The organism is Stieleria sedimenti (assembly GCF_025060895.1).
Taxonomy (GTDB): Bacteria; Planctomycetota; Planctomycetia; order Pirellulales; family Pirellulaceae; genus Stieleria; species Stieleria sedimenti.
In genome coordinates this window covers 26,645-37,621 of sequence record NZ_JANZKV010000017.1, presented here as the reverse complement: position 1 = coordinate 37,621, position 10,977 = coordinate 26,645, and the positions used below count along the sequence as shown (strand labels likewise).

8 protein-coding genes are annotated in these 10,977 nt (G+C 59.7%); 2 read left to right on the top strand and 6 right to left on the bottom strand.

Going from position 1 to position 10,977, the window contains the following annotated elements:
- Nucleotides 1–32: 32 nt before the first annotated feature.
- Nucleotides 33–1,058, bottom strand: coding sequence for a hydroxymethylbilane synthase (gene hemC / locus NZK35_RS03175; protein WP_259631151.1), 1,026 nt, complete (start codon nt 1,056–1,058; stop codon nt 33–35).
- Between the two features lie 202 nt (nt 1,059–1,260).
- Here hemC and NZK35_RS03170 point away from each other — a divergent pair, with 202 nt between their 5' ends.
- Complete coding sequence (locus tag NZK35_RS03170) at nt 1,261–4,002, top strand: protein kinase domain-containing protein (protein ID WP_259631150.1); 2,742 nt, start codon at nt 1,261–1,263, stop codon at nt 4,000–4,002.
- Here NZK35_RS03170 and NZK35_RS03165 read toward each other — a convergent pair whose 3' ends face one another.
- Nucleotides 4,003–5,031, bottom strand: coding sequence for a zinc-binding alcohol dehydrogenase family protein (locus tag NZK35_RS03165; protein WP_259631149.1), 1,029 nt, complete (start codon nt 5,029–5,031; stop codon nt 4,003–4,005).
- Between the two features lie 9 nt (nt 5,032–5,040).
- Nucleotides 5,041–5,874 (bottom strand): amidohydrolase family protein, encoded by an 834-nt coding sequence (locus NZK35_RS03160; protein WP_259631148.1) that lies wholly within the window; start codon nt 5,872–5,874, stop codon nt 5,041–5,043.
- Between the two features lie 346 nt (nt 5,875–6,220).
- Between NZK35_RS03160 and NZK35_RS03155 the strand changes: the two genes are divergently transcribed.
- Entirely contained in the window at nt 6,221–7,126 is a 906-nt protein-coding gene (locus tag NZK35_RS03155; protein WP_259631147.1) for a sigma-70 family RNA polymerase sigma factor, read from the top strand.
- Nucleotides 7,127–7,290: 164 nt separating this feature from the next.
- Here NZK35_RS03155 and NZK35_RS03150 read toward each other — a convergent pair whose 3' ends face one another.
- From NZK35_RS03150 to NZK35_RS03140, 3 genes are all read right to left on the bottom strand, one after another.
- Nucleotides 7,291–8,205 carry a PQQ-like beta-propeller repeat protein gene (locus tag NZK35_RS03150; protein WP_259631146.1) on the bottom strand — a complete coding sequence of 305 codons (915 nt, stop codon included), beginning with the start codon at nt 8,203–8,205 and terminating at the stop codon, nt 7,291–7,293.
- 123 nt (nt 8,206–8,328) lie between these two features.
- Nucleotides 8,329–9,588 (bottom strand): hypothetical protein, encoded by a 1,260-nt coding sequence (locus NZK35_RS03145; RefSeq protein ID WP_259631145.1) that lies wholly within the window; start codon nt 9,586–9,588, stop codon nt 8,329–8,331.
- Nucleotides 9,589–9,605: 17 nt separating this feature from the next.
- A complete protein-coding gene (locus tag NZK35_RS03140) occupies nt 9,606–10,973 on the bottom strand; it encodes a sulfatase family protein (RefSeq protein WP_407699760.1) in 1,368 nt (455 codons plus the stop codon).
- Nucleotides 10,974–10,977 lie beyond the last annotated feature (4 nt).

Sequence of the window (10,977 nt, the reverse complement as noted above, 5' to 3'; positions counted from 1 at the left end):
TGCAGCAAAAGAATCGACGTTCCCGACCAACCTTACCGTCCGGCTTCGATCAGCGGTTTGGCTCCCTGGTCGATCAGCATCTCGGCGACTTGTCGTCCCAACGCGATCGCCGTGGATTGCCAGTCGTCCGATGCCAGGTCCAGCGTCGTGTCGGCTTCGGATTCCAAGCAGACTTTGCCATCGAGCGACAACACGCGGGCGACCAAATGCAGGACGGACCGGGTTTCCTCGCCAGCCGACACATCGGAGACCGTTCCCAAGGCAGCGATCGGCGCTAGACAGCCGCCATGAAGTTGCGACAACAATGTCCGTTCAGCCAGCGTGCAGGCGGTCGAACGGGGAACATTGAGTTGTGAGACCACCGCGACGGCATCGGTATCGTCGCCGCGCACTTCGATCGCCAAGGCGCCTTGGCCGGGAGCGGGCAGCATGTGTTCCAGCGGCAGCTGGACGCGGGGCAGATCATGCATCTCCAGCCGCTCGATTCCCGCCGCGGCGAGCACGATGGCGTCGTATTCGCCGTCCCGCATCTTTTGCAGCCGTGTCTGGACGTTGCCGCGAATCGGTTGGACGTCCAGGTCGGGGCGGAGCTTCAGCAATTGTGCCGCGCGGCGGCGGCTGCCGGTGCCGATGCGGGCGGCGTGGGGCAACGCGTCCAATCCCCCCCCCCTCGGCGAGACCAGGCAATCGGCCACCGTTTCTCGCGCCGGCGAGGCGACCATTCGAAGACTCGGGTGGGCTTCGGTCGGCAGATCCTTCATCGAATGCACCGCCACGTCTCCCTCGTCGTCCAACAGGGCCTGCTGGATTCGTTTGGTGAACACGCCGACGGAGCGTTTGCCGTCGATCGGCCGCATGTCCACGTCGCCGCCGCTGACCATCGGCACAATCCGCGGCGCAACGGTGTGCTTGGCCAACAGTTGGGCGACGTGCCGTGCCTGCCAAAGGGCCAGGGGGCTTTCTCGGGTCGCAATGCGAAGGACGCGGGGATCCGACTGGCCCGCCGGCTGATCGGAGGGCTGGCGGTCGGATAATGACGATGGATCCGGTGCTGGCAAGAGAATGGGCCGAGTTCGTGTGAAGGCTAACGGACGAGTCGGGCGACAACCTACCGACTTCGTTTTCCGGGTCTTAGAGTAACGTGCCAGATCCGAGTCCGACAACTCCACCGCTCTTGCGATATATTGGGTGGTGGCGATCGGGTGGACGGATCTCACTCGACCTTCCCCCCGCCCCCTTCCCACCGCGACGTCCATCACTTTGTCCCGATCCCTCTCCGATAGCGATGATTTGACGCCCGATTCGCTCTCCAGCGAGTTCGAAGGTCGCCTCGTCGACTCGGCGGAGCTCGGAAGTGTGCCGTCGTATAGCGAAGCGGTCGGCGCCGATCCGGCGACCTGCGAGATCGGCGACCTTTCGGAACCGGAAATCGAACTCAGCGTGGCCTCCGATCAGGCGTTTCAAGCGGGGGAAGCCACCGCCGTCAGCATCCCGGGAAAACGCTCGGCGGACTCCGAAGGCAAGGTTCCCAAGCAGATCGGCGAATATCGCATCACAGGCCTGATCGGTTCGGGCGGCATGGGGCAGGTGTTTTCCGCCGAACACGTGCGGATGCAACGCAAGGTCGCACTGAAAGTGTTGCGGAGCGATCGGATCTCTGACGAAGCGTCGGTGGAGCGGTTTTATGACGAAGTCCGCGCCGCCTCTCGCGTCATGCACCCGAATATTGTCACCGCCTTTGACGCCGGCGAATTTGGCGGGATCCACTACTTGGTCATGGAGTACGTCGACGGATTGACGTTGACGAAACTGGTTTCTAAAAACGGTCCGCTGTCACCAGGAATGGCCGCCGCGATCGTGCGTCAAGCCGCGCTGGGACTGTTGCACGCCCATCGCGCCGGGATCGTGCACCGCGATGTCAAACCCGGCAATCTGATCCGCGCCGTCGACGGGACGATCAAGGTGTTGGACCTGGGGCTGGCCCAAATCAGCAACGTCCTGTGGTCCGAAGACGGCCGTGAATTGGGCCGCGTGCAAGACCCTGATTCCCATCACAAACGCAAGGGACGCCTGATCGGGACGTTGGCCTACATGTCCCCGGAACAGCTCGAATCCCCCGACGAAGCGGATCCGAGAAGCGACATCTATTCCTTGGGGGCGGTGCTGTTCTTTCTGCTGACCGCCAGACCGCCGTTCCAGGGGGAATACCTGGACCAGGTCTATGGCCATCGTCACGGCGAGATCCCGGATCTGATGCAATTGCGCAGTGACGTCGACCTGGGGCTGTCCAATCTGCTGCGTCGGATGATGGCCAAACGGCTCAGCGAACGCTACGCGTCCTTGGACGAGGTCGTGGAAGATCTGGGAGCTTATGCCGAGGAGTCGCACAGTCCCGCCTGGTTGGCGGAATTCGTCAATCGGCAATCCAGTGTCAATGATTCCACGATGTCCGGGGGGTCCACCGCAATCGCCAATCAGCCCGTGTTCGGAATCGACATGGGGATGTCTTACGCCGCGGCGGCGGAATCGGTGCAAGGAGTCGGCATCCACAATTTAATCGCCGGCGCCGATGACCAGCCGTTGTTTCGGATGGTGATCGCCAACGATCAGGGGCGACTGCTGTTTGACATGGACGCCAACCAGGTGCGTCGGGTCGCGCCGAAGCATGTCGTGCACTGCCTGCCGATGTACATCGGCAAGGACGTGGTCCGCCGCGAGATTGCCGGAAATCACTGCCCGCCGGAAGTCCTGCTGGCGCTGGCGATTCGACGGATCGTCGCCAATGCCTGGCCGGGGCGCGCCATGCCCAAGTTGACTTCGATGGTGGTCCCGGCGTGTTACGACCAATTTCATCGACGCAGCATCAAGCAAGCCTGTCGCATCGCGGGGCTCGAATCCGTTCGCCTGGTCGACCGAAACGTCGCGGCGATCCAGTCACTGCTGTTGGACATCGATGGCGTGGTGTCCGGCGAGAACAAACCGATCGACATCAACTCGGCCGAGACGATGCTGTTCATCGGTTTGTCGGGACAAGCCACCGAGGTCGCCTTGGTGCAACGCGACGGCATGCAGCTGAAACAACTGGCCACCGCAGGCCATTGGCACACCAGCATGTTGAGCTGGCAACACCGCCTGGTCACGCTTGCCGCCGAAGGGTTTCGGCAACGGCATGGTTTCGATCCGACCGATCACACGATCCAGGCGTCGCGGTTGCAGATGGCGTGCGAACATGCGATGAATTCGTTGCTGATGCTGTCGGAGGTGACCATCAGCATCGAAAAAGACGATCGCCCCTATTCGATCACCGTGGGGCGGAACACGTGGCTGGAACGCTGTGCCGATCTGATCCACGGAATCCGCCGCGACATGCATGCGGTCTGCCAGCAAGCGGGCGTGCATCCCAAGAAAATTGACTCTGCCGTGATCTACGGGCCGCTGTTGCGGATCGATGTCTTGCAGACCCGATTGTTCAAAAAACTGTCGCCCGACTTGGATGTCCGTGTCGTCGATCACAGTGACATCGCGCGCGGTGCGGCCGCCTGCCTGGCCGCCGAATTGCCCCAACGGAGTGACTTGCTGTTGCCGCCGCGATGCGTTTCCAGCCAAACGATCGGAATCGTGATCGAAGACAGTCGGGGGCGGCGGCGGATTTTGCCGATCATCCCCCGCGGCGAAAAACTGCCGGCGCGTACCAACCGAAAATTGACGATCGCCAAAAACCGATTCTCCATGACTCTGTCGGTCGTCGAATCCTCCGGCGTGCACGGCGACAAATGGCACTCGCTGGGACGCTTCGAATTCCAGGTCGACAAGGATTCCAACAATCAACTCAAACGAACACGCTCCATCGGGTTCGAATTGAACGTCGATGGATTGTTGACCGTTCGAGCCCAAACGCCGGGGACGCCTGAAAGCAAGCGTCTGGCCGTCATTCCCGAACCGCTGTTGGACCCCAAGGACGAACCCGATTGGGCCCGCTGGGTGACCGGTTTGGATCTGTGATCAACCGCTGACGGAAATCACCGCCTTGATGACCCCGGTTTCCGGTTTGGTGTAGGATTCGAAATCTGACAAGACACCCTCCATGTCGGTTCGGTGGGTGATCCAAGCATCGGTGTTGATCATCCCCATTTCGATCAATTGAATGATCCGGGTGAAATCGCCGGGCAACGCGTTGCGTGACGCCAGGATCGAAGCTTCCGGCTTGTGCATCGTCGGGTGCCGGAACGTGATTTCGTCGGTCGTGATGCCGACGTAAACCAACGATCCGGTGCTGGCCAGATAGTTCAGCGCGCCGCTCATCGAATGACGGTTTCCCGTCGCGTCGACGATCGATTGATACAAATCGCCGCCGGTCAGCTCACGCATCCGCTCCAATTCGCTGCCATCGCCTTTGAACTGGACGATGTTTTCGATCCCGTAATTGCGTCGGACGAACTCCAATCGATCAGGATTCATATCCATCACGCTGATTTTCGCGCCGGTAAATTTCGCAAACTCCAGCGTCGCCAATCCGATCGGCCCCATTCCGATGATCATCGCATGATCGGCCGGTTGTGGATTGGCGCGGTCATTGGCGTGACACCCGATCGCCAATGTCTCCACGAGCGCGAGTTGGTCGAAGGAGAGTTTCTTGGACGGGTGTAGCTTGTCGGCGCGAACCAGAAAGGACTCGCACAGCCCGCCGTCCATCATCACCCCGATCACTTTCAGGTTTTGGCAACAGTTGGTCGCACCGCGACGACAGGGGTAGCACGTCCCACAGTTCATGTAGGGTTCCACGCTGCAACGATCACCGGCGGCAACGTTTGTCACGCCTTCACCGACCGAAACGACTTCCACCCCCAGCTCGTGACCGGGGATGCGGGGAAAATCGAAAAACGGAAACTTCCCCAGATAACAACTGATGTCGGTTCCACAGACGCCCATCCGATGCGTTCGCACCAGGGCTTGTCCGGGGCCGGGCGCCGCAGGCGGATCGATCTCGATGGGCTTTAACGTCTTGACTTCACTGATTTGTATCGCGCGCATGTTCCAAAGTTACTCCAAGTGATAAATGCGTTTGGCGGTGCCGCCAAAAAACTGTTCTTGTTCGTCGCTGGACAGTTCGCCGGCTAACGACCGGACCGCCTCCAGCCATCGTTCATAGGTCGATTTCAACAGACAGACGGGCCAATCGCTTCCGTACATCAAACGATCGGGGCCAAACGCCTCGAGCACGGTCTCCCAATACGGCCGAATGGTTTCAATGTCCCAGCAGGTGTCCCGGACTTCCGTGACCACGCCGGAAAATTTGCATGAAAGATTTGGCAACGCAGCGATCTCACGGATTTGTGATGCCCAATGAGCATCGAGCTCGCCGTCCTTGATCGCCGGTTTGGCGATGTGGTCGAGCACCATCGGGATGTCGGCGTGCGACCGGACGAACTCGATGGAACTTTCCAATTGACGCTCGAAGATCAAGACGTCGTAGACCAGGTCTCGGCCGGCGAGTTGGCGAATGCCGGAATTGAATGCCGCGCCCAGAATGAATCGATCGTCCGGTTCATCTTGAACGACGTGACGCAAGCCCTTCAGGTTGTCGTTGCCGGCGAATCGATCCAGTTGCTCGCTGATTTCATCGGACGCAAAATCGACCCAGCCGACCACGCCTTTGATCAGCGGCTGTGTTTCGGCAAGCGAGAGCAGCGTCTCGGTTTCTTCCAATGATTGCCGCGCCTGGACGGTGACGAAGCCTTCGACGCCGTATTCGTCGGAGAGGCTGTTTAAGTCGTCGGACCAAAAATCCTTTCGCAGCACCGACATCCTGTCACTGATCCACGGATACTGCTCAGCGGAGTATTTCCAAAGATGATGGTGTGAGTCGATCAACATGTCGGGACAACAACGGTGCGGGTAGTCTGTTTCGGTTCCAAGGACCGACAAAGTAAACGGCATTGGTTGACCGACGACAAGCCACCATTGCGTCGCTCGGTGTTCCCAGCCGCGTTTTGTGAACAATCGGAAGGACCGGAACAATCGCCAACGCTGGCAAACCCGTGCCCGATTCACTGGAATTGCAGTTTCGCCGACCCGGGATCCGATGCACTCCTTACGGCATCCGCGAATGTCGACTGCCAGCTGCTCACGTTCCTCTCTCCGGCGATCGCCCACCCGCGGCGACCACCGGCGCTCGTCCGCGGTGGCGAAATCGCACCGATTCAACCTACCCAAAATTCTCATGTCTGAATTCGTCGCCCCATCAGTTGATCCGGATCTCGCTGACGTCAAGAAAACTCGAAAATCGAGTCGGAGGACCGATGCGGCGCAGTCACCGCTGGAGACGTACCTGCGGGAGATCAACGAGACGGCGTTGCTGACGGCCAAAGAAGAGCTGCAACTGGCCGCCCTGATCGAACAGGGCGATGTCGAAGCCCGCGATCGAATGGTCCGTGCGAATTTGCGTTTGGTCGTCAACATCTCCCGCGGCTACACCGGCAAAGGCCTCAGCCTGCAAGACCTGATCGAAGAGGGAAACCTGGGGCTGTTGCGCGCCGTTGAGGGGTTTGATCCCACCGTCGGAACCCGCTTCAGCACGTACGCCAGCTACTGGATCAAACAATCGATCAAACGGGCGTTGATCAACAGCGCCAAGACGATTCGGATTCCCGCCTACATGGTCGAATTGTTGAGCAAGTGGCGTCGTGCGACGGCCCGGTTGAGCGAAGAACTCGGCCGCACCCCGACCAACGAAGAGGTCGCACGGGTGTTGGGCCTGCCCAAAAAGAAGTTGCCGATCATCCGCAAAGCGATCCGCATCAGCAATAGCACGCCGCAAAGTGACCAGAGTGAATCGGGATGGTCACTCGGCGAAATGGTCATGGACGAGCGTTTGAAAGCTCCCGACGAGATGATGCTCGATCACGACATCTTGCGTCACGCCATGGAACTGCTCGGCGATCTGGAAGAACGCGAAGCGATGGTCTTGAAACTCCGTTTCGGACTCGACGCAACGGAACCGAAAACGCTGAAAGAGATCGGCGCCGAACTCGGCCTGACCCGTGAACGCGTCCGACAGATCGAAACCGAAGCCCTGCGTCGGCTCGCCGACGGACTGACCGATCCCCGCGAACGTTTCGGGATCTAAACACTCAACTCAAGGTGTTAGCGGAACGGCGCGAGCCGTCCGGTTGCAGCTCCAAAACACCTCCAAAGACCGGAGGGCTCGCGCCCTGCCGCTAACAAAAAGTCTGCAACACCGGAGGGCTCGCGCCCTGCCGCTAACAAAAAGTCTGTCCGTCCGATGCTCCGCTAGCGGAGCACCACGGAGTTGGACACCGAGTTGCCCAGGTGTTCAAAATCGGTGAACGACCAAACGACGTTCTTCTTTCGATCGATTTCGATGATTTGCGGCTGGCCTTCACCGGCGTGACAGTTGCCCACGATGATGTTCCCGTTGTCGAGCACCTGCAGCGTCGTCACCCAGGCCAGCGTGATGTCTTTTAAATCATGCTGGTCGACCTGCCAGACGATCTGTTTTTCCGGAGTGACCTCCAGGATGCTGTGTCCGTTTCCGGTCGCGATCAACGTGTTTCCATTGGGCAGGCGCAGTGCGCTGAAGACCGAATCTCCAAAAGCCTCCGGGCCGTGTCCGCCCTTGGGCTGCTTGCCGAACAACGGCACGTCGTACTCCCAGACGATCTTTCCGTCACGGTTGTACTCGCGGACAAACCCGTCGCCCTCTTGAGCGACCAGGTACGTCCACTGCTCCCCGTCGATGATCGGGCGGACCAGACGTGTGTCGCGGTGTGGATGGGGGCGGTCGCGTTTGAGTTGGAACTGTTTGTGAACGTTTCCTTCGCGGTCGATCTCATAGATCTTTCCTTCGCCGCTGAGCGCCACCATCACCCGCCCGTTGGGCAACCGCGCGATCGAGTGCAATTCGACCTTCTCGGCAGTCGCCAACTGACGCGCGTCGAATCTCCAAACGATTTCGCGTGACTGCGCGTCCAATTCGATGATCTCGGTTCCCTGGTGTGTCAGCACGTTGCCGTTTTCGAGCACGTGAATGTCATGGGGCGCCCCCTTCAGCTCCACCTTTGCCGTCACCTTCCCTTCGGCATCGAACCAGAACAGCAGGTTGCGTTCATTGGCAACCAGGGGATAACCGGCGGCAAGCGGGGCGGCAAACAGTAACGCCAGGGAGAGGCAAATGATCGATCGCATGGATGGGCAGGGGGAGGAAAGTGAGGGGAACGTCTGACTGACGGACGAGCGCATCAACCGTCTCGATGTTGCGGTGGATTGTAACGCATCTGTCCGGGACGCGGTCCGATGGGGACAGGCGAGCTACACCGCCACGGGAACATCGCTGTCGAAATGGGGCTCGATCTCCGCGAGGCTCGGCAGGCCGGCTCGTGAGAGCAGCTGATCGAGTTGTTGGCGACGTTGACGGGGATCCGACGGTCCGGCGGTGGCTGGTTCGTTCTCGTCGGACATCGTTGGGTCGGAGTGGACTTCGGACAGCGTGGCGGCAAAACCACGCCTCCATTTTCGCTCGATCAGCTTGAACGTGATCACCACCAATGCCACGATCACGCCGATCGTGATGCCCCCCGTTTTCCAATTCCCGGAGACCAAGGCAAAGATCACGAAGGGCAGGCAAACCAGCACCGTGACCACGGTCACCAGCTTTGCCATCAAGCCCTTGAAGGATTTGCCGAGTTCGCCGAGCATCGCCGACGGATCAAAGTTTCCGGTCATCAGCAGCATCGGGACCAGCGTCCCGAGCGCTTCGGCGGCCGTCATCGGCGTCCCGGCGGGGCCGCTGAAACGGCATTGATGCTCGTACCCGTTGGCTTCGACACACTCCACGTCCCAGTCCGGCCAGTAGAGTGTCATTTCACCTGCAGCCGCTCGAATGTCGCGGCCCCCCCAGATTTCGATCCGACGCTCGGGCTCATTCACGATGATGGCTTCGATCACGTTCTGCTCGGCGGGCACGTCGTACGTGGGAAGCGATTTCAGTCGCGACAACGGATCGTCTTCGTTTCGAATCACGTCCGAGGTGATCTCTCCGATCAAGCGATGGTGGATCAACTGGTCTTCATCCAGAATCGTCACCCAGGCGAATCGTTCCTCTTCGTCATCAAGATCAAACGGCTCGCAATGCGGAGACTCCTCGTCGAGCGTCTCACTGCGAAATTCCAGCGGATCGACGCTCTCGTCGACCACCCGCAGCCGTTGCTGGCTGGCGTGGCTGATCGAATCGCCGGCGGCAATCTGCAGATCGCACATCCCGTCGGCGTACAAGATTTCGAATCCATGCCAGGCTTCGGCAATCAACGTGTCGAGCAACTGCATCGTCCGCGGCTGATCCACCGGCTCCTCTTCGCTGTACCAGAGCAACGCTTGGGCATCAAAATCGATCACCGCGCCGGCCTCGCAATCGGTGTCGAATTGATGGACCGGTTGGCGTCCGGCGAGCCATTGCTCCAACGCGTCTTGCCCCCAAATCAATTGGCGTGCGAAACACACCGATCCGAACGGATCGATGTACATCGTCGTTTCCCCGTTGCGAATCAACGCAATCAGTGCGGGCTGGATCATCGGAGTCGGCCTGCGAGTTACGGTTGCCAAGCGACTCGTCCGCCGCGCTGGATGTGTGCCTGAAGGGAACGCTTCAGTTGACCGACGATTTTCGAATTCGATTCAATCACATTGTGTTCTTCGTGTGGGTCGGCTTCCAGATCATACAGTTCCAGCGGCGAGAAAGGGTCGTTCTGCATCAATTTCCATTTCCCCCGGATGAGGGCGTGATACGCGCCACCCACGTAGCGTTGGTTGCCTTCGCGTCGCACAAAATAGAGTTCACGAGAGTGGTCCGGCATTGGATCGCCTTGCAAAATCGGCACCAGGCTGACCGCGTCCGATTCCGCGTCCCGCGGGCCGCCGGCCAAGTCCAAGCATGTCGCGGTCAGGTCAAAGGTCAACCCAGCATAGTCCGATTTGGTTCCGGCAAGGCGTTTGTCCAGCGGCCGAATGATGAAAGGGACCTTCAACCCACCATCATAATGGCTCTGTTTTCCGTCGCGCCAGGGCAGATTCCGCTGTCCGTGCGGCAGCGATCCGCCGTTGTCCGACGTGAAGGCGACGACCGTGTTGTCGCGAAAACCGAGACTGTCCAGGTGGGTGAAGAATTTCCCCAGGTTGTAATCGAGGTGTTCGACGAACGCCACGTTTTGGGCCCGTTTGTCGTCCATGTCCGGGTAACGGGCCTTCGTGCGATCCAACCACTCTTGGGGCGGCTGGATCGGAAAGTGCGGCGCGTTGTAGGGAAGGTACAGAAAGAAAGGCTGTTCGGGCGATTTGCTGCGCCGCGTCAAGTAATCGATCGCCCACTGCGTGAACAACTCCGTCGCGTGGCCTTCCGGATCGATCTCCTGCGCATTTCGACGCATGAAATTGATGCCGCCACGACGGTGGTCGTAGTAGTCATCCATCATGTCGCCGAGAAAACCGTGGAATAGATCAAATCCACGTTCGTTCGGCGTGTTCGGCGACTCCAATCCCAAATGCCACTTGCCGATGATCGCGGTGTGATACCCGACATCGCCCAGTCGATCGGCGATCGTCGGAACGCCGGGGGCGAGGTGTCCCCACGAGTTGGCCGGCGTGGTCCGGATGACTCCCGGCACACCGACCCGATCGGCGTAACGCCCGGTCATGATCGCGGCGCGGGTCGGAGAGCAAACGGTGCAATTGGCGCGCATGCCGGTAAACGTGATGCCCTCGGCGGCCAATCGATCCAGGTTGGGCGTTTTTACATCCGGCGCGCCCTGATAACTGACGTCGCCGTAGCCCAAATCATCGGCCAATATCAAAACGAGATTGGGGCGATTGGGTGACTCGGCCTTGAGGAACGGCGGAGACAGCAGCTGTGAAATCAGAGCGGCAGCGGCTAGACCTGCGAATCTAGCGATTGGGTGTCGCAAATGA

What these genes read in the sequence shown, in the direction of transcription:
- NZK35_RS03150 (WP_259631146.1), bottom strand. Translation starts at nt 8,205, where the DNA reads ATGCGATCGATCATTTGCCTCTCCCTGGCGTTACTGTTTGCCGCCCCG.
- NZK35_RS03145 (WP_259631145.1), bottom strand. Translation starts at nt 9,588, where the DNA reads ATGATCCAGCCCGCACTGATTGCGTTGATTCGCAACGGGGAAACGACG.
- NZK35_RS03155 (WP_259631147.1), top strand. Translation starts at nt 6,221, where the DNA reads ATGTCTGAATTCGTCGCCCCATCAGTTGATCCGGATCTCGCTGACGTC.
- NZK35_RS03165 (WP_259631149.1), bottom strand. Translation starts at nt 5,031, where the DNA reads ATGCGCGCGATACAAATCAGTGAAGTCAAGACGTTAAAGCCCATCGAG.
- NZK35_RS03160 (WP_259631148.1), bottom strand. Translation starts at nt 5,874, where the DNA reads ATGTTGATCGACTCACACCATCATCTTTGGAAATACTCCGCTGAGCAG.